The sequence below is a fragment of the Pseudomonas sp. 05N431 genome (assembly GCF_056397005.1).
The window spans coordinates 347192-365499 of record NZ_JBFTMN010000002.1; the positions used below are offsets into that span (position 1 = coordinate 347192).

Below are 18308 nucleotides of genomic sequence, written 5' to 3' on the forward strand. Positions count from 1 at the left end.
CCTTGTTCTTTATGGGTAGATACAAAACCGGCCCCTCAGGGCCGGTAGAAACTCAGTTGTTGTACAGATCGATGATCGCACTGACTGCCTGCGTCTTGACCTTGGAGGCATCGTTACGTGCCTGCTCGATCTTGTTCAGGTAAGCCTCGTCGACGTCACCGGTGACGTACTTGCCGTCGAACACCGCACAATCGAAGTTCTCGATCTTGATCTTGCCGCCACCGACCGCTTCGATCAAGTCAGGCAGGTCCTGATAGATGAGCCAGTCAGCGCCGATCAGATCAGCCACGTCCTGAGTCGTACGATTGTGGGCGATCAGCTCGTGGGCGCTCGGCATGTCGATGCCGTACACGTTCGGGTAACGCACGGCCGGCGCTGCCGAGCAGAAGTAGACGTTTTTGGCGCCGGCTTCGCGTGCCATCTGGATGATCTGCTTGCAGGTGGTGCCGCGAACGATCGAGTCGTCCACCAGCATCACGTTCTTGCCGCGGAATTCCAGCTCGATGGCGTTGAGCTTCTGGCGTACGGATTTTTTCCGTGCAGCCTGGCCCGGCATGATGAAGGTCCGGCCGATGTAGCGGTTCTTCACGAAGCCTTCGCGGAACTTCACGCCCAGGTGGTTCGCCAGCTCCAGCGCCGCAGTGCGGCTGGTATCCGGAATCGGGATGACCACGTCGATGTCGTGATCCGGACGCTCGCGCAGAATCTTCTCGGCCAGCTTCTCACCCATGCGCAGGCGAGCCTTGTAAACCGAAACGCCGTCGATGATCGAATCCGGACGCGCCAGGTAGACGTGCTCGAAGATGCATGGAGTCAGCGATGGGTTGGTCGCGCACTGACGGGTGTGCAGCTTGCCGTCTTCAGTGATGTAGACCGCTTCGCCCGGCGCGAGGTCGCGAATCAGGGTGAAACCGAGCACGTCCAGGGAAACGCTTTCGGAGGCGATCATGTACTCGACGCCTTCGTCGGTATGACGCTGGCCGAAAACGATCGGGCGAATGCCGTGCGGGTCACGGAAACCTACGATGCCGTAACCGGTCACCATGGCCACGACCGCGTAACCACCCACGCAACGGTTGTGCACGTCGGTGACGGCCGCAAACACGTCTTCTTCGGTTGGCTGCAACTTGCCGCGCTGGGCCAGCTCGTGAGCGAACACGTTGAGCAGCACTTCCGAATCGGAGTTGGTGTTGACGTGGCGCAGGTCAGATTCGTAAATCTCCTTGGCCAGCTGTTCAACGTTGGTCAGGTTACCGTTGTGCGCCAGGGTGATGCCATACGGCGAGTTGACGTAAAACGGTTGAGCTTCGGCCGAAGTCGAGCTGCCTGCAGTCGGATAACGCACATGGCCAATGCCCATGTGACCGACCAGGCGCTGCATGTGACGCTGATGAAACACGTCACGAACCAGACCGTTGTCCTTGCGCAGGAATAACCGGCCATCATGGCTGGTCACGATACCGGCAGCGTCCTGGCCGCGGTGCTGGAGGACGGTTAGCGCGTCATACAGCGCCTGATTGACGTTCGACTTACCGACGATACCGACGATGCCACACATGCGACGCAACCCCTACTTAATGAAACTGAACTGAACACATCTCACTGCGGCGTTTTGGCCGTCGGCAAGAGATGCTCCTTGAACGGTATGTCAGCGGGTACGCTGATACCGCTGGCCAGCCACTGACTGCTCCACCCTAATATGAGGTTTTTGGACCAGTCTGCAACCAATAGAAATTGTGGCACGAGCCTTGACTCCTGCCACCACTTATCCTGCTGTACCGGGCCCAGACTCAAGAGCCCGACGGCGGTGACCACCAGCAGCGCGCCACGCGCCGCGCCGAAGGCCATGCCAAGAAAACGGTCGGTCCCGGACAGGCCGGTGACGCGAACCAGTTCACTGATAAGGTAATTGATCATTGCGCCCACTATTAAGGTGGCGACAAAGATGATGGCACAGCCCGCGATCACGCGAGCCGACGGTGTTTCGATGTATCCGGTGAGGTACGTGGACAGTGAGCCACCGAACATCCAGGCAACGGCTCCTGCGATGATCCAGGTCAGCAGCGACAAGGCTTCCTTGACGAAGCCGCGGCTCAGACTGATCAAAGCGGAGATGGCGACGATCGCGACGATCGCCCAGTCAACCCAGGTAAATGGCACAGTGCAGCCTACAGACGGATAAGGCGGCGCATTTTAGCAGAGCCCATGGCTGTCGGTAAGCTGCGATTGCAAGTGCATTTGAAATCAGTCAGTTAGCCGCGCTCAGGCTGGAAGCGAACGACAAAACCCTTGAGGTTCTGCTGCCGGCCCAACAGGTCACGCAGGCGATCGGCCTCTGCACGCTCGATCAACGGACCGACAAACACCCGGTTCTTGCCATCGGCGGTACGGATGTAGGCGTTGTAACCCTGGCTGCGCAGGGTTTTCTGCAAGCTTTCGGCGCTTTCACGGCTCGACAGGCTGGCCAACTGCACCGACCAACTGACCGACAGGCCATTGGCATCGACGCGACTCTGACTGGTATCAGGCTTGCTCGGCGCCGCCGCGATCGGTTGCGCCGGTGCCGGTGCCGGTTTGGCGGCAGGAGCCGGCGCTACAGGCTTGGCGACAACCGGAGCTGGTGCGACAGGAGCGCTGGGGGCAACCGGCTTGGAAGGGGCTTTCTCGGCAGCAATCTCGTCATCGCCTGGAACCGGCTCCTGCGGCAACGCTTGCGGCTCCGGCACTACCACGGGCTCGATCTGTACCTGCGGCATTGCCGGGGCTTGAGGTGCAGCCGGGGCATGAACCACCACCTGACGCTGCTCATCTTCCCGGGAAAACAGCATTGGCAAGAAAATCACCGCCAATGCCACCAGAACCAGAGCCCCAACCATTCGCTGCTTGTACGCGTTATCCAGCAAAGCCATGTGCAGCTTCCTCCGTGGAGCGCCGAGCCAACCATTCGAGGGCCTCGGCAACACAATAAAATGATCCGAACAGCAGAATTTCGTCTTCCGCCGTTGCCAGCGCACATTGCCCTTCCAGGGCATCCGCGACACTTGCATAGGATGCTACCGACGCCCCAAGGTTCTGCAACGCAACCTGCAAATCCGCAACCGGACGCGCGCGTGCAGAATCAAGCGGGGCGACAGCCCAATGCTGGACACTACCACTCAATTCGCCGACAACTCCATCGAGATCCTTGTCAGCCAACAAACCAAACACCGCCAACCGTCGACCTGCTATTGGCCGGCGAGCCAAACGCTGAGCCAGATACTCGGCCGCATGCGGGTTATGCCCCACATCCAGCATCAGGTTCAGGCGCTTGCCGTGCCAGTTGAACTGGCGGCGATCCAGACGCCCGACCACTGTCGTCGCTTTCAATGCAGCGGCAATTTGCTCGGCCTGCCATGGCAAACCCAGCAGCGCATAAGCCTGCAACGCCAGCGCGGCGTTTTCCATCGGCAGATCAAGCAGCGGCAAGTCATGCAGCTCTATCGCACGCCCTTGTGGATCGACACCCCGCCACTGCCAGTTCTGCTCGGTAACGCCCAAATCAAAATCACGCCCCCGCAGGAAGAACGGGCAATTGAGCTCGCGCACTTTATCCAGCAAAGGCTGAGGCGGATTGAGGTCACCACAGAGCGCAGGCGCGCCCTGACGGAAGATGCCAGCCTTTTCGAAGGCAACGGATTCGCGGGTATTGCCGAGATAATCGGCGTGATCAACACCAATGCTGGTGACCAGCGCGACATCGGCATCCACCAGATTGACGGTATCCAGACGTCCGCCGAGGCCGACTTCCAGCACCACCGCATCCAGATCAGCACGCTGAAACAGCCAGAACGCCGCCAGAGTGCCCACCTCGAAGTACGTCAGGGAAATTTCACCGCGCCCGGCTTCGATTGCCGCAAAGGCTTCGCACAACTGCGCATCAGTGGCTTCGACGCCATTGATCTGCACCCGCTCGTTGTAACGCAGCAGGTGCGGAGAATTGTAGACACCGACCGTGAGCCCTTGCGCCCGCAGCAATGACGCCACGAACGCACAGGTAGACCCCTTGCCATTGGTGCCGGTGACCGTGATCACCCGAGGCGCCGGCTTGCCCAATCCCATCCGGGAGGCTACCTCTTGCGAGCGCGCAAGCCCCATGTCGATGGCTGACGGATGCAACTGCTCAAGGTAGGCGAGCCAGTCGCCAAGGGTACGTTCGGTCATAGGTTTGCAGGCACCGGCGGAACCACGATTGGCTCGACGGGCGCAGCCACGAACTCAGGCGTCGGCAGACCCATCAGCTGTGCCAGCAGGTTACCCAGACGCGGGCGCAGTTCCTGACGCGCAATGATCATGTCGATTGCACCGTGCTCCAACAGGAATTCGCTGCGCTGGAAGCCTTCCGGCAGCTTTTCGCGAACGGTCTGCTCGATAACGCGCGGACCGGCGAAGCCGATCAGGGCTTTTGGCTCACCGACGATCACGTCGCCGAGCATCGCCAGACTGGCGGAAACACCGCCGTAGACCGGGTCGGTCAGCACGGAGATGAACGGAATGCCTTCTTCGCGCAGACGCGCCAGTACCGCGGAGGTCTTGGCCATTTGCATCAACGAGATCAGCGCTTCCTGCATCCGCGCACCGCCGGAAGCGGCGAAGCAGATCATCGGGCAACGGTTTTCCAGCGCGTAGTTGGCCGCACGCACGAAGCGCTCGCCGACGATCGCGCCCATCGAGCCGCCCATGAAGGAGAATTCGAACGCCGACACCACTACCGGCATGCCCAGCAGGGTACCGCTCATGGAGATCAGTGCGTCTTTTTCGCCGGTCTGCTTCTGCGCAGCAGTCAGGCGATCCTTGTACTTCTTGCCGTCGCGGAATTTCAGACGGTCAACCGGCTCCAGGTCAGCACCCAGTTCGGCACGGCCTTCGGCGTCAAGGAAGATGTCGATCCGTGCACGTGCGCCGATGCGCATGTGGTGGTTGCACTTGGGGCAAACATCCAGGGTCTTTTCCAGCTCTGGACGATACAACACCGCCTCGCAGGACGGGCACTTGTGCCACAGGCCTTCAGGCACCGAGCTTTTCTTCACCTCGGAACGCATGATCGAAGGGATCAGTTTGTCTACTAACCAGTTGCTCATGCTTTCTTTCTCCAGTACCGGCGGCCCGAACGCTTTGGTTCGCAGCCCCGCGTATGCCCTTGAGCTAAATTCATGTGTGCGGCGATGATCGGTGGATAGCCGGGTCAGCAAGACTGACCTTCGTACAACCCAACAACCCTCAGCCATGCCTGCCTTATGCAGTACACCTGTTTCGTACAGTGCAATGGACGGCGGCAGACTGCCAGCCGTCACATCAACTACACGCTAGTGCGCACTGCCTGTATAAACGCGCGAATCTTCGCGTGATCCTTGATGCCCTTGCTCTGCTCTACCCCACCGCTGACGTCCACCGCGTACGGGTGAACCCGGGCAATGGCCTCGGCTACATTGGCCGCCGACAGCCCGCCGGCAAGGATGATCGGCTTGCTCAAACCTTGCGGTATCAATGACCAGTCAAAGGCCTCGCCGGTTCCACCGGGAACACCTTCGACATAGGTATCGAGCAAAATGCCGCTGGCTTTAGCGTAAAGATTGCAACTGGCAGCGATGTCGTCGCCCGCCTTGACCCGCAATGCCTTGATGTACGGCCGATGGTAACCCTCGCAATCGGCCGGAGTTTCGTCGCCGTGGAACTGCAACAGGTCCAGCGGCACCGCGTCGAGAATCTCTCCGAGCTCGCAACGGCTGGCGTTGACGAACAAGCCCACCGTGGTCACGAATGGCGGCAACGCGGCGATGATCGCGCGGGCCTGCTGCACCGTCACCGCCCGTGGGCTTTTGGCATAGAACACCAAACCGATTGCGTCCGCCCCGGCCTCTACCGCCGCCAACGCATCTTCAATGCGGGTAATCCCACAAATTTTGCTGCGAACGGCTGACATGTCGTTTGAACCTCAGGGCAAATCCGGGAAAGTCCCGGATGGTAGCAAATGCATTCGAGGGCGTCAGCCGTCAAGTTCCGAGAAGCCGGTCAGGAAGTGCGGACCGATGTAACGCTCGGGCAACTCGAACTCATCGCGATATTCGACCTGCACCAGGTACAGCCCGAATGGATGGGCCGTGACGCCACCGGTACGGCGGACCCGGCTTTCCAGCACTTCCTTGGCCCATTCCACCGGACGCTCACCGGCACCGATGGTCATCAGCACACCGGCGATATTGCGCACCATGTGATGCAGGAACGCACTGGCGCGGATATCCAGCACAATCATCTTGCCGTGTCGGGTGACGCGCAGGTGATGGATTTCCTTGATCGGCGACTTGGCCTGGCACTGTCCGGCGCGAAAAGCGCTGAAGTCGTGGGTACCGATCAGATGCTGCGCCGCGTCGGCCATGCGCTGGACATCCAACGGCCGGTGATTCCAGGTGACCTCTTCGTTGAGGTGCGCCGGGCGGATCTGATCGTTGTAGATCACATACCGATAACGCCGGGCAATCGCCTTGAAACGCGCATGAAAATGCGCCGGCATGACCTTGGCCCAACTGACACTGATGTCGTGCGGCAAGTTGATGTTGGCGCCCATGACCCAGGCCTTCAACGAGCGGTCGACTTGAGTATCGAAATGCACCACCTGACCACAGGCGTGCACGCCGGCGTCGGTGCGACCCGCGCAGTGCAAGGACACCGGCGAGTCCGCGACCTTCGACAGCGCCGTTTCGAGGATTTGCTGCACGGTGGCCACACCGGACGCCTGACGCTGCCAGCCGCGATAGCGCGAGCCTTTATATTCAACGCCCAACGCGATCCGGAAAAAGCCGTCGGCCGCCATTTCGGCGGCCGGGTTATCTATATTTGCCAAGGAATGACAGCCTGCTGATCTACGCAAAGGCGTGCATTATAAGGCCGCAGGGCCGGGACGCCATGTTCATGGTGTTTTTTGTTCGCGCCCCGATAAGCGATATGACATTTGCATGCGCCGCCGCAGTTTCGCTATATAGACAAATACATAACGAAAACCAAAAGCCTGACGAGACCTGACACATGAGCGCCATACAAAAGGAAGCCGTTGGATTGGCCTACAGCCTGGAGGGAATGCTCCACGCCAAACGCAAGACCTGGGAAGCCATCGAAGAAATGGCTCGCCGGATAAAACCCGGCATGCTGGAGTCCGAAGCCCTGGTGATGGGGCTTGAAGTACTGACCGAACTGGGCATGGACCGCATCTGGCACCCGACCAAGATCCGCTTCGGCGAGAACACCCTGAAAACCTTCAAGCAGCCTTCGAGCGGCGATCCGGTGCTGGCTGAAAACGATATTTTCTTCATTGACCTCGGCGTTGTGTGGGATCGCCACGAGGGCGACTCCGGCGCCACGTTCACTACCGGCAACGACCCGGAAATGATTGCCTGTGCAGCCGCCGCGAAAACCCTGTTCGATCAGGTCCACGATTACTGGCGAACCCACCAGGTCGCCGGCCCCGAACTGTATCGCTACGCCGAAGAACAGGCATCCGCCATGGGCTGGGTGTTGAACCTGGACATCAAGGGTCACAGGGTCAGCGACTTTCCCCATGCAATCTATCGCGCAGGGGATCTGGGCAATTTCGAAGCCTGCCCGAATGTCGGACTGTGGATCCTCGAAATCCAGCTGGCCCACCCTACCCGACCGTTTGGTGCGTTTTACGAGGATTTGCTGGCCTGACAGCCTCAATGAAAATCCAATGTGGGAGCGAGCCTGCTCGCGATGGCATTCCAACAAACGCCATCAGCTCACCGTGAAAACAAAAACGGCAGCCTCGATGGGCTGCCGTTTTCGTTATGCGTTACCGGTCAATCAGGCCATACGCGCCAACATGTCCTTGGCTTCGTTCTTCTGACCGTCATTACCCTCGCTGAGCACCTCACCGAGGATGTCCCGTGCGCCGTCGTTGTCCCCCATGTCGATGTAAGCCTGCGCCAGATCCAGCTTGGTCGCGACTTCGTCAGTGCCCGAGAGGAAATCGAAATCGGGCTCACCCATCTCCATCTCCATCCCCGCCGCCGCGTCTTCAGCGGTGAAGCTTGGCTCGGCGATAGGCGGATGTTCCAGGCTACCGGACAAACGATCCAGCTCAGCATTAACGTCGTCCAGTTCGGACATGAAATCGTCTGGCTCAGGCTTGGCGTGAGCATCGATTTCATCTGCCAGGGACAGATCGAAATCGGCCGGCAACTCCAGATCATCAAGCGCCGCTTCAGTGACTGCCGGCGACTCGACTGCTGGCAGGTCTTTCAGATCGTCGTCCAGGTTGAGCAGGAACTCGTCGTCGGCCAGGGTCGAACCCGGTACGTCGCCACCCAGATCAAGGTCGAAATCCGACAGATCATCCAGGCTGTCCTTGGCTTCGGTCTGCTGTTGCAGAACAGATTCGAAGCTCAGATCGTCATCGAGCGGAAAAGCGTCCAGATCCAGCGCCGACTCTGGCGTAACGGACGCTGGCGATGCTGCTTCCAGATCATCCAGACTCAGGTCGAAGGCGCTGTCGAAGTCATCATCGGCCGGTGCCGCTTCAGGTTCCGGCGCCTTGGGCTCCTCGTGCAGCAGGTCCTTGACGTACTGTGCATCCAGTTCGGCAGCCACCGCTGCGGCGGCGATGCCGCCAACCGCTGCCACGGCAACCATCGCCGGGAAGCGGTTTTTCAGCTGTTCAACGTCAGCATGATTTTTGCCATTGGCAACCAGCTGACGCTCTTGTGCCACGAAAGCACTGCGATCGCCCTGCTGGCCGTAGACTTCCATCAGCTTCAAGCGCAGGTCGCTGCGTTGCGGCTCTTGCTTGATACCGTCTTCAAGCAGGCTGGCTGCCTGATTCAGACGCCCGGCATTGATGTGCGACTGGGCTTGCGCCAGGACATCGTCCGAACGCTCGGCTGCCGGCGCGACCAATGGCGCTGCAATCGGCGGTGTCACTACTACCGGCTCCACGACTGGAGCTGGAGCTGGAGCCGTTGCAAGCTTGACGACTGGCGGCGGCACTTCGAGGCCTTCGAAGCTGCTTTCCGGCAGATCGAGGTCTTCCGTCAGGTCCGACTCTTCAGCCAGCGCCTTCGCCATGCGCTTGTGCTTCTCGGCTTCCTGTTGAGCCTTGCGCCGACGCGCCAGCAACAACAGCAGCAACAGCACCACCACGGCACCGCCACCCACCAGACCCAGGAGTATCGGATTGGTCAGCAGTTCGTTGTACTTTTGCTCGTCACTCGCTGCCGGGACTGCCTGAATCGGCGCCTCGGCAGGCACTGCGGCCGGCGTTGCCTCTGGCGCTACCGCGGGGGCAGGCGCCGCCGCTGGCTGGGCAACCAGATCAGCCGAAATCGGCGCCGAAGGTTGAGCAGCACCAGCACCTGCGCCCGAGCCTTCCGCCTCCAGCTTGGCCAGTTGATTATTCTTCAGCTCGATCAAGCGCTGGAGCTTGTCCAACTGACTCTGCAAGTCAGTCATGCGGCTTTTCAGCTCGGCATTGTCGCGACGCGTCGTATCAAGGCCTTCCTGGGCTACCGCCAGCTTGTTGCCGATGGCCTTGCTATCGCCCGCTGCGCCTTTACCACCTTTTTTGCCAGGCTCGCCCGAGACCAGGCTCAGGCGGTCCTTGGCAGTCCCCTGCGGCGCGAGCACATCATGCCCGCGCTTGGTTGCATCAAGCTGTTGCGCCTGCACCCGGTGAACCGAGCGACGCCCCTGACGCCAGGCCGTGTTCTGCGCAGCAACTTCGGCAATGGCTTTAGGCTGTGGCAGGCTGGTGCTTTGTGTGGCGTCCGGCAGGCGCAAGACCTGACCGGTCTTCAGCCGGTTGATGTTGCCATCGATAAAGGCGTCCGGGTTCAGCGCCTGAATCGCCAGCATGGTTTGCTGGATCGAGCCGCCATTGCGCGCCTTCGCGGCGATTTCCCACAAGGTGTCGCGCGGCGTCGTGACGTGCTGCGCAGGCTTGCTCGCGCCAGTCACTGGCGCGTTGATCGCCGGCGCTTGAGCCGGTGCGGATTGCGCAGCAGCGTCAGCCGTCTGCGGCGAGAATTTGGACGGATCGAGCAGTACGCTGTAGTCGCGCAGCAGTCGGCCACTTGGCCACATCACCTGAACCAGGAATTTCACCATCGGCTCGGAGAGTGGCTGACTTGAAGTCACCCGCAGGATGCTTTTACCGCTGGCATTGAGCACTGGCGTGAATGTCAGGTCGTTGAGGAACGCCTGACGATCAACCCCGGCCTTGGCGAAATCGTCGGGCGATGCCAGGCTCGGCACCACTTCGGCAGCGGTGAGGTCCTTGACGTCGAGCAACTCGATTTCTGCTACCAGGGGCTGGTTCAGGGTCGACTTCAGGGTCAATTCCCCAAGCCCGAGGGCATGCGCCATACCGGAGGACAGCGCCGAGGCGGCCGCTATTGCTAACACCAGTTTGCGAACTTGAACCATAGCCTCATCCTTTGTTGAACTTTCCTCGGCAAGCGAGAAGGTGTTGATACCGCTGCCGTAAGGCATTGCGCGCAGCCTCGAAGAGTCTCTGCGCGCGCTTATTTCACTGATGCCCTTGGAAGCCCCTGATGGCGGCTCGCCTCCAGCATTCAGGCCTCGCGGCCTGTACGACTAGAATCTATTTGCAAATTGTTGCCAAGTATCTTTTACACAAGGTCTTTTATCAACAACTCAGCCACCTGCACCGCGTTGAGTGCAGCGCCTTTGCGTACGTTATCTGACGTCAGCCACAGGTTAAGTTCCGCCGGGTCGTCGATACCGCTGCGAACCCGACCAACGTAGACCACATCCTGGCCTACCGCATCGCCGACCGGCGTCGGGTAATCGCCCGCCTCGACCAGCTCGACACCCGGCGCCGCCTCAAGTGCAGCATTCACCGCCGCCAGGTCGACAGCCTTGGCTGACTGCAAGGTCACGCTAAAGCTATCGCCGAAAAACACCGGGGCTTGAATGCAAGTGACAGAAATCTTTAATAAAGGCCGCGCCATGACCTCGCGCAGCTCTCGAACCAGGCGTTTTTCCAGCAGCGTATGGCCCTGAGCATCCGGCGTGCCGACTTGTGCCAGCAGGTTGAAGGCCATTTGCCGATCGAAGAAACGCGGCTCCAGCGGGCGAACATTCAACAGCTCTGCCGTCTGCCGGGCCAGTTCGCTGACCGCTTCGCGGCCCTGGGCGGAAACGGCCAGGCTGGCAGTGACGGTCACTCGCTGCAAGTCGAGCAACTCGCGCAACGGCGCCAGCACCACGGCCAGGGTGGTGGCCGATGCACTTGGGCTGCTCACCTGAAACGGTTTTTTCAAGCCGTCCAGCATTTGGCTGTTGGCTTCCGGCACCACCTGCGGCGCTTGCTCCGCCGGCAAGGCGCCAGACAAATCGATCAGCGCGCAACCGGCGGCCGTGGCACGCGGCGCAAAGCTCAGGGTGACCGCAGGGCCGGCGGCGAAGAACACCAACTGGACCTTGCTGAAATCAAATTCGTCAACTTCCCGCACCCGTACGTTCTTGCCGCGAAACGGCACCGAATGCCCTGCCGATTCACTGCTGGCCAGCAGGTGCAGGTTGGCAACCGGGAAGTCGCGCTCTTCGAGAATCTGGACGAGGGTTTCGCCGACAGTACCGGTGGCGCCGACGACGGCGATATCAAAGGACTGGCTCATGGATCTACCTCAGGCGAAACGGGGGGAGCGGCACTTTACCGGGTGGTTGGCATGCAGGCAATTCTGCAGAGGATTTGCGCTGGTCGACCTGGCCTCATCGCGAGCAAGCTCGCTCCCACACTGACCGCGTGAACAATGTAGGAGCGAGCTTGCTCGCGATGGTGGCCGATCAGGCACCCAACAATTCTCAGAGCATCCACCATAAAAAAACCCGCAGCTCTTTCGAGATGCGGGTTTATTCATTACATCAGCGAATCAACGCTCCAGCAGGATCCGCAGCATGCGACGCAGCGGTTCGGCCGCGCCCCACAGCAGCTGGTCGCCGACGGTGAAAGCACCGACGAACTGGGATCCCATGTTCAGCTTGCGCAGACGGCCAACCGGTACGTTCAGGGTGCCGGTGACCTTGGTCGGGCTCAGCTCCTGCATACTGATTTCGCGCTGGTTCGGCACCAGCTTGACCCACGGGTTATGCTGGCTGATCAGCCCTTCGATATCGGCGATCGGCACATCTTTGTTCAGCTTGATGGTCAGCGCCTGGCTGTGGCAGCGCATGGCGCCGATGCGCACGCAGATGCCGTCCACCGGGATCGGGTTCTTGAAGCGACCGAGGATCTTGTTGGTCTCGGCCTGGGCCTTCCACTCTTCGCGGCTCTGACCGTTCGGCAGTTCCTTGTCGATCCACGGGATCAGGCTGCCGGCCAATGGCACGCCGAAGTTTTCGGTCGGGTACGCGTCGCTGCGCATGGCTTCGGCGACACGACGGTCGATGTCGAGGATCGCGCTGGCCGGATCGGCCAGTTGATCGGCGACAGCGCCGTGGGTCACACCCATTTGCTTGATCAGTTCACGCATGTGCTGCGCGCCGCCACCGGAGGCCGCCTGATAGGTCATGGCGCTCATCCACTCCACCAGGCCGGCTTCGAACAGACCGCCCAGGCCCATCAGCATCAAGCTGACGGTGCAGTTACCGCCGATGTAGTTCTTGGTGCCCGCGTCGAGTTGCTGGTCGATGACCTTGCGGTTCACCGGGTCCAGAACGATCACCGCGTCATCCTGCATGCGCAGGCTGGAAGCGGCGTCGATCCAGTAACCCTGCCAGCCGGCTTCGCGCAGTTTCGGGAAGACTTCGCTGGTGTAGTCGCCACCCTGGCAGGTCAGAATCACGTCGAGGGTTTTCAGCTCTTCAATGCTGTAAGCGTCCTTGAGCGGAGCAATATCCTTACCCACGGACGGGCCTTGGCCACCGACATTGGAAGTGGTGAAAAACACCGGCTCAATAAGATCGAAATCCTGCTCTTCCAGCATCCGCTGCATGAGCACGGAACCGACCATACCGCGCCAACCGATCAGACCTACACGTTTCATCGCAACTACACCTTTTACAAAAAGTGGGCTCGCTTGCCGGCATCAGCGGCAAGCGGGGCCAGAGAGATTACAGATTCCGCAGCGCTGCGACTACTGCGTCGCCCATTTCCTGCGTACCTACTTTCGCGCAACCCGGCGACCAGATGTCACCTGTGCGCAGCCCTTGGTCCAACACCAGGCTGACGGCCTTTTCAATGGCGTCAGCGGCCGCAACCTGGTTGAAACTGTAACGCAGCATCATCGACACCGACAGAATCGTCGCCAACGGGTTGGCGATGCCTTTGCCCGCGATGTCCGGCGCCGAACCGTGGCACGGCTCGTACATGCCTTTATTGTTGGCATCCAGCGAGGCCGACGGCAACATGCCGATGGAACCGGTGAGCATCGAGGCTTCGTCGGACAGGATATCGCCGAACAGGTTGTCGGTGACGATCACGTCGAACTGCTTCGGTGCACGCACCAGCTGCATGGCGGCGTTGTCGACGTACATGTGGCTCAGTTCGACATCCGGGTAGTCCTTGGCCACTTGCTCGACGATTTCGCGCCACAGCTGGCTGGACGCCAGAACGTTGGCCTTGTCGACCGAGCAGAGCTTCTTGCCGCGTACGCGTGCCATGTCGAAACCGACGCGGGCGATACGGCGGATTTCGCTTTCGCTGTATGGCAGGGTGTCGTAAGCCTGACGCTCGCCATTCTCCAGCTCGCGTACGCCACGTGGCGCGCCGAAATAGATACCGCCGGTCAGTTCGCGGACGATCAGGATATCCAGGCCCGCAACGATTTCGGCTTTCAGGCTCGACGCTTCAGCCAGTTGCGGATACAGGATCGCCGGGCGCAAGTTGCCGAACAGGCCCAGTTGCGCACGAATCTTCAGCAAGCCGCGCTCTGGACGAATGTCACGCTCGATGGTGTCCCATTTCGGACCGCCCACCGCACCCAGCAGCACCGCATCGGCAGCACGCGCGCGAGCCAGGGTTTCGTCGGCCAACGGCACGCCGTGCTTGTCGATGGCGGCGCCGCCGATCACGTCGTGGCTCAGCTCGAAATCCAGTGCGAACTTGTCATTGGCCAGTTCCAGCACCTTGACCGCTTCGGTCATGATTTCCGGGCCAATACCGTCACCTGGGAGAATCAGAATCTGCTTGCTCATGCGTTCCTCATGTCATCAGTCGGCGCGCTCATGGGCGCGCCCGGAAAAATTCCAGCGCTCGGCGCTTATCGTTCAGCCATCAGCACCAGTACATCGGTGCTGAACGAACCATCGGCTTCAATCTCGAAATACTCGCGAACTTCATTGCCCATCGCCTGCTGCAACTCGCGGATCGCCACGCGCAGCGCTTGCGGCGTACGCATGCGCTCGACCCAGGAGTTGTACTCCAGGCGCAGCCGCTGGCGCGTGGTGCTACGGGTATGCAACCCCGCCTCGCTGACCTGACGCAACCACTCCCCGGCGGAATAATCACGCACGTGGCTGGTGTCGCGCAGTACCTCGACACTTTGCAGGTAAGTGTCGAACAACGGACTGCCCGGCGACAAGACATCAATGAACGCAGCCACCCCACCCGGCTTGAGCACCCGGCGCACTTCGCGCAGGGCCACGCCGAGGTCGCTCCAATGGTGCGCCGAATAACGGCTGAAGACGAAATCAAATTCACCCTCGGCAAACGGCAGGCGCTCCGCCGCCCCCAGCACGGTGGTCACGTTGTTCAGACCACGATCGACCGCAGCGCCAGCCACCACGTCAAGCATCTGCTGCGACAGGTCGTAGGCCACTACTTCTTTCACCAGCGACGCCACATGAAAACTCACATGACCGGCGCCGCAGCCCAGGTCCAGCACTCGTGCATCACCGCGACCTGCCAGTTCAGCCTGTAGCAGCGCAAACTCGGTGCCCTGGGCGTGTACAGCGCTGCTCAGGTAGGCGGCAGCCTGTTCACCGAATTGCTTTTGTACTACGTCGCTGTGCTGGGCAGTGCTGGTCATGATGACTTCCATTTTTGGTGAGTCTTTTGTTGTCTGGGCTGCCGTCATCGCGAGCAAGCTCGCTCCCACAGGGGTTCGTGAACACCGAAAATCCAATGTGGGAGCGAGCTTGCTCGCGATGAGGCTAATACTACCTACCGAAATGCCGGATCAATCACGCGTCGCGAAACAACCATGGCTGGCTCGCGCGGTGCTTGGCTTCGAACGCGGCAATCGCATCGCCGTCCTGCAAGGTCAGGCCGATATCGTCCAGGCCGTTGAGCAGGCAATGTTTGCGGAACGCATCGATTTCAAAGCTCAGTACCTTGCCGTCAGGACGGGTCACGGTCTGGGCCTGCAAGTCGATCTGCAATTGGTAGCCCGGATTGGCTTCCACTTGCGCAAACAACTCGTCGACTTCAGCGTCGCTCAGAATGATCGGCAGCAAGCCGTTCTTGAAGCTGTTGTTGAAGAAGATGTCGGCGTAGCTCGGCGCGATGATGCTGCGGAAACCATACTCTTCCAGGGCCCATGGCGCGTGCTCGCGGCTCGAACCGCAGCCGAAGTTTTCCCGGGCGAGCAACACGCTGGCACCTTGATAACGCTCGGCGTTGAGTACGAAGTCCTTGTTCAGCGGACGCTTGGAGTTGTCCTGATACGGTTGCCCGACATCCAGGTAACGCCACTCATCGAACAGGTTCGGACCGAAACCGGTGCGCTTGATCGACTTCAAGAACTGCTTGGGAATGATCTGGTCGGTGTCGACGTTGGCACGATCCAAAGGCGCGACAAGACCAGTGTGCTGGGTAAAAGCTTTCATGCTGCGCTCCTTCAGATCAATTCACGGACGTCGACGAAACGACCGTTGACAGCGGCGGCGGCGGCCATTGCCGGGCTCACCAGGTGCGTACGGCCACCGGCGCCCTGACGGCCTTCGAAGTTGCGGTTGGAGGTCGATGCGCAATGCTCACCAGACTCCAAACGGTCCGGGTTCATTGCCAGGCACATCGAGCAACCCGGCTCACGCCATTCGAAACCGGCTTCGAGGAAAATCTTGTCCAGCCCTTCAGCTTCGGCTTGCGCCTTCACCAGGCCCGAACCCGGCACCACAATGGCTTGCTTGATGGTCGAAGCCACTTTGCGGCCCTTGGCGATCACCGCCGCAGCGCGCAAATCTTCGATCCGCGAGTTGGTGCAGGAGCCAATGAACACGCGGTCCAGTTGAATGTCGGTGATCGCCTGATTGGCGGTCAAACCCATGTACTTCAAGGCGCGGACGATAGAGTCGCGCTTGACCAGATCCATCTCTTTAGCCGGGTCCGGCACGTTCTGATCGACGGCAAGGACCATTTCCGGGGACGTACCCCAGCTGACTTGCGGCTTGATCTGCGCAGCGTCGAGTTCAACGATGGTGTCGAACTTGGCATCCGCATCGGACACCAGGTCTTTCCAGGCTTCGACAGCCATATCCCACTCAGCGCCTTTCGGTGCAAACGGACGACCCTTGACGTAGGCAACGGTCTTTTCGTCAGCAGCCACCAAACCAACCCGCGCACCGGCTTCGATGGACATGTTGCAGATGGTCATGCGGCCTTCAACCGACAACTCGCGAATCGCGCTACCGGCAAATTCGATCGCGTGGCCGTTACCGCCAGCGGTGCCGATCTTGCCGATAACAGCCAGGACGATGTCCTTGGCAGTCACGCCGAACGGCAATTTGCCTTCGACGCGGACCAGCATGTTCTTCATTTTCTTGGCGACCAGGCACTGGGTAGCGAGCACGTGCTCGACCTCGGAAGTGCCGATACCGTGAGCCAACGCGCCGAACGCGCCGTGGGTCGAGGTATGGGAGTCACCGCAGACCACGGTCATGCCCGGCAAGGTTGCGCCCTGCTCCGGGCCGATGACGTGGACGATGCCTTGACGCACGTCATTCATCTTGAATTCGACGATGCCATATTCGTCACAGTTGTCATCGAGGGTCTGAACCTGCAAACGCGAGACTTCGTCAGCAATGGCAGCAATGCCGCCCTTGCGCTCTGGAGTCGTCGGTACGTTGTGGTCCGGGGTCGCGATGTTGGCATCGATGCGCCACGGCTTGCGCCCGGCCAGACGCAGACCTTCGAAGGCTTGCGGCGAGGTCACTTCGTGAATGATGTGACGATCGATGTAGATCAGCGCCGAACCATCGTCGCGCTGCTTGACCAAATGCGAATCCCAGAGCTTGTCGTAGAGCGTTTTGCCGGCCATCAGACGTTTCCTCATCAGCTTGTTTCTATGCCCCGGGCTTGAAGCGATTCAATAACCCCTTGGCTTGTGAGGTCGATCCTATGGGGTTACATTAAATAACTCAAATTCATATTTTTTATGCTTTGGATAACCAACTGGAATACAACCATGGACCTGGCCAACCTCAATGCTTTTATAGCCATCGCCGAGACCGGCAGCTTCTCCGGCGCAGGTGAACGGCTGCACCTGACCCAGCCCGCCATCAGCAAACGCATCGCCGGGCTGGAGCAGCAGTTGAAGGTGCGGCTGTTTGATCGACTGGGCCGGGAAGTCGGCCTGACCGAGGCCGGACGCGCCCTGCTGCCGCGCGCCTATCAGATTCTGAATGTGCTGGATGACACGCGTCGTGCGCTGACCAACCTGACCGGCGAAGTGACTGGCCGCCTGACACTGGCGACCAGTCATCACATTGGCCTGCACCGCCTGCCGCCCTTGCTGCGGGCGTTCACACGACGCTATCCCGAGGTCGCGCTGGATATTCAGTTCCTCGATTCGGAAGTCGCCTACGAGGAAATACTTCACGGCCGCGCCGAACTGGCGGTAATTACCCTGGCACCCGAGCCGCATACACTAGTGAAAGCCACGCCGGTATGGGACGACCCGCTGGATTTCGTGGCGGCCCCGGAACACTCGCTGATCAGCAACGGCGCAGTCAGCCTGGCCGATATCGCCCGCCATCCGGCGGTTTTCCCCGGTGGCAACACCTTTACCCACCATATCGTGCAACGACTATTCGAAGCCCAGGGGCTGACGCCGAACATCGCGATGAGCACTAACTATCTGGAAACTATCAAGATGATGGTTTCCATTGGCCTGGCCTGGAGCGTGTTGCCGCGCACCATGCTCGACGATCAAGTGGCACGCATTCCTTTACCGGGCATACAACTCACTCGCCAGCTAGGCTATATCGTGCACACCGAACGGACGCTGTCGAATGCTGCACGGGCTTTCATGGCCTTGTTGGACGCACAAATCGATTTGCCACGGACTCACGGCTAAGTTGTG

Annotated in this window: 16 protein-coding genes; 2 read left to right on the top strand and 14 right to left on the bottom strand. The window is 60.1% G+C overall.

What is annotated here, in order from left to right; all coding sequences use genetic code 11:
- Nucleotides 1-52: 52 nt before the first annotated feature.
- From purF to truA, 7 genes are all read right to left on the bottom strand, one after another.
- Nucleotides 53-1558: an amidophosphoribosyltransferase gene (gene purF / locus AC1DIG_RS04660; RefSeq protein ID WP_019692664.1), complete on the bottom strand. Its 1506-nt coding sequence runs from the start codon at nucleotides 1556-1558 to the stop codon at nucleotides 53-55.
- Between the two features lie 41 nt (nucleotides 1559-1599).
- A complete protein-coding gene (locus AC1DIG_RS04665; RefSeq protein ID WP_477766344.1) occupies nucleotides 1600-2160 on the bottom strand; it encodes a CvpA family protein in 561 nt (186 codons plus the stop codon).
- Nucleotides 2161-2252: 92 nt separating this feature from the next.
- Nucleotides 2253-2909, bottom strand: a complete 657-nt coding sequence (locus AC1DIG_RS04670) for an SPOR domain-containing protein (RefSeq protein WP_477766345.1) — start codon at nucleotides 2907-2909, stop codon at nucleotides 2253-2255.
- Nucleotides 2893-4200: a bifunctional tetrahydrofolate synthase/dihydrofolate synthase gene (gene folC, locus AC1DIG_RS04675; RefSeq protein WP_477766346.1), complete on the bottom strand. Its 1308-nt coding sequence runs from the start codon at nucleotides 4198-4200 to the stop codon at nucleotides 2893-2895. Before folC ends, AC1DIG_RS04670 begins: the two co-directional genes overlap by 17 nt.
- Nucleotides 4197-5117, bottom strand: a complete 921-nt coding sequence (accD, locus tag AC1DIG_RS04680) for an acetyl-CoA carboxylase, carboxyltransferase subunit beta (RefSeq protein WP_054596628.1) — start codon at nucleotides 5115-5117, stop codon at nucleotides 4197-4199. Before accD ends, folC begins: the two co-directional genes overlap by 4 nt.
- A gap of 218 nt (nucleotides 5118-5335) precedes the next feature.
- Nucleotides 5336-5959 carry a phosphoribosylanthranilate isomerase gene (locus AC1DIG_RS04685; protein ID WP_477766347.1) on the bottom strand — a complete coding sequence of 208 codons (624 nt, stop codon included), beginning with the start codon at nucleotides 5957-5959 and terminating at the stop codon, nucleotides 5336-5338.
- A 63-nt stretch (nucleotides 5960-6022) separates the two neighbouring features.
- Nucleotides 6023-6847: a tRNA pseudouridine(38-40) synthase TruA gene (gene truA, locus AC1DIG_RS04690; protein ID WP_477766471.1), complete on the bottom strand. Its 825-nt coding sequence runs from the start codon at nucleotides 6845-6847 to the stop codon at nucleotides 6023-6025.
- A gap of 212 nt (nucleotides 6848-7059) precedes the next feature.
- On the opposite strand from truA, the gene AC1DIG_RS04695 reads away from it, so the two are divergent.
- Nucleotides 7060-7719, top strand: coding sequence for a M24 family metallopeptidase (locus AC1DIG_RS04695; RefSeq protein WP_477766348.1), 660 nt, complete (start codon nucleotides 7060-7062; stop codon nucleotides 7717-7719).
- Nucleotides 7720-7851: 132 nt separating this feature from the next.
- Here the strand turns inward: AC1DIG_RS04695 and AC1DIG_RS04700 are convergent, their stop codons facing one another.
- From AC1DIG_RS04700 to leuC, 7 genes are all read right to left on the bottom strand, one after another.
- A complete protein-coding gene (locus tag AC1DIG_RS04700) occupies nucleotides 7852-10467 on the bottom strand; it encodes a motility hub landmark protein FimV (RefSeq protein ID WP_477766349.1) in 2616 nt (871 codons plus the stop codon).
- Nucleotides 10468-10673: 206 nt separating this feature from the next.
- Complete coding sequence (locus tag AC1DIG_RS04705) at nucleotides 10674-11684, bottom strand: aspartate-semialdehyde dehydrogenase (RefSeq protein ID WP_477766350.1); 1011 nt, start codon at nucleotides 11682-11684, stop codon at nucleotides 10674-10676.
- 255 nt (nucleotides 11685-11939) lie between these two features.
- Nucleotides 11940-13052, bottom strand: coding sequence for an aspartate-semialdehyde dehydrogenase (gene asd / locus AC1DIG_RS04710; protein ID WP_477766351.1), 1113 nt, complete (start codon nucleotides 13050-13052; stop codon nucleotides 11940-11942).
- A gap of 67 nt (nucleotides 13053-13119) precedes the next feature.
- Nucleotides 13120-14202 (bottom strand): 3-isopropylmalate dehydrogenase, encoded by a 1083-nt coding sequence (gene leuB, locus AC1DIG_RS04715; protein WP_401119237.1) that lies wholly within the window; start codon nucleotides 14200-14202, stop codon nucleotides 13120-13122.
- 65 nt (nucleotides 14203-14267) lie between these two features.
- The gene (locus AC1DIG_RS04720) at nucleotides 14268-15035 is read right to left on the bottom strand and encodes a class I SAM-dependent methyltransferase (RefSeq protein ID WP_477766352.1); all 768 of its coding nucleotides are present in this window, start codon (nucleotides 15033-15035) and stop codon (nucleotides 14268-14270) included.
- Between the two features lie 154 nt (nucleotides 15036-15189).
- Complete coding sequence (gene leuD, locus AC1DIG_RS04725) at nucleotides 15190-15834, bottom strand: 3-isopropylmalate dehydratase small subunit (protein WP_216744584.1); 645 nt, start codon at nucleotides 15832-15834, stop codon at nucleotides 15190-15192.
- Nucleotides 15835-15845: 11 nt separating this feature from the next.
- Nucleotides 15846-17264, bottom strand: a complete 1419-nt coding sequence (leuC, locus tag AC1DIG_RS04730; RefSeq protein ID WP_427544095.1) for a 3-isopropylmalate dehydratase large subunit — start codon at nucleotides 17262-17264, stop codon at nucleotides 15846-15848.
- A gap of 147 nt (nucleotides 17265-17411) precedes the next feature.
- Between leuC and AC1DIG_RS04735 the strand changes: the two genes are divergently transcribed.
- On the top strand, nucleotides 17412-18302 hold the full coding sequence (locus tag AC1DIG_RS04735) for a LysR family transcriptional regulator (RefSeq protein ID WP_477766353.1): 891 nt from the start codon (nucleotides 17412-17414) through the stop codon (nucleotides 18300-18302).
- The last annotated feature ends 6 nt before the right edge of the window (nucleotides 18303-18308 follow it).

Bases quoted from the DNA above. Each gene is read 5' to 3' on its own strand.
- purF (WP_019692664.1), bottom strand. From the start codon at position 1,558: ATGTGTGGCATCGTCGGTATCGTCGGTAAGTCGAACGTCAATCAGGCG.
- AC1DIG_RS04670 (WP_477766345.1), bottom strand. From the start codon at position 2,909: ATGGCTTTGCTGGATAACGCGTACAAGCAGCGAATGGTTGGGGCTCTG.
- folC (WP_477766346.1), bottom strand. From the start codon at position 4,200: ATGACCGAACGTACCCTTGGCGACTGGCTCGCCTACCTTGAGCAGTTG.
- accD (WP_054596628.1), bottom strand. From the start codon at position 5,117: ATGAGCAACTGGTTAGTAGACAAACTGATCCCTTCGATCATGCGTTCC.
- AC1DIG_RS04685 (WP_477766347.1), bottom strand. From the start codon at position 5,959: ATGTCAGCCGTTCGCAGCAAAATTTGTGGGATTACCCGCATTGAAGAT.
- truA (WP_477766471.1), bottom strand. From the start codon at position 6,847: ATGGCGGCCGACGGCTTTTTCCGGATCGCGTTGGGCGTTGAATATAAA.
- AC1DIG_RS04695 (WP_477766348.1), top strand. From the start codon at position 7,060: ATGAGCGCCATACAAAAGGAAGCCGTTGGATTGGCCTACAGCCTGGAG.
- AC1DIG_RS04700 (WP_477766349.1), bottom strand. From the start codon at position 10,467: ATGGTTCAAGTTCGCAAACTGGTGTTAGCAATAGCGGCCGCCTCGGCG.
- AC1DIG_RS04705 (WP_477766350.1), bottom strand. From the start codon at position 11,684: ATGAGCCAGTCCTTTGATATCGCCGTCGTCGGCGCCACCGGTACTGTC.
- asd (WP_477766351.1), bottom strand. From the start codon at position 13,052: ATGAAACGTGTAGGTCTGATCGGTTGGCGCGGTATGGTCGGTTCCGTG.
- leuB (WP_401119237.1), bottom strand. From the start codon at position 14,202: ATGAGCAAGCAGATTCTGATTCTCCCAGGTGACGGTATTGGCCCGGAA.
- AC1DIG_RS04720 (WP_477766352.1), bottom strand. From the start codon at position 15,035: ATGACCAGCACTGCCCAGCACAGCGACGTAGTACAAAAGCAATTCGGT.
- leuD (WP_216744584.1), bottom strand. From the start codon at position 15,834: ATGAAAGCTTTTACCCAGCACACTGGTCTTGTCGCGCCTTTGGATCGT.
- leuC (WP_427544095.1), bottom strand. From the start codon at position 17,264: ATGGCCGGCAAAACGCTCTACGACAAGCTCTGGGATTCGCATTTGGTC.
- AC1DIG_RS04735 (WP_477766353.1), top strand. From the start codon at position 17,412: ATGGACCTGGCCAACCTCAATGCTTTTATAGCCATCGCCGAGACCGGC.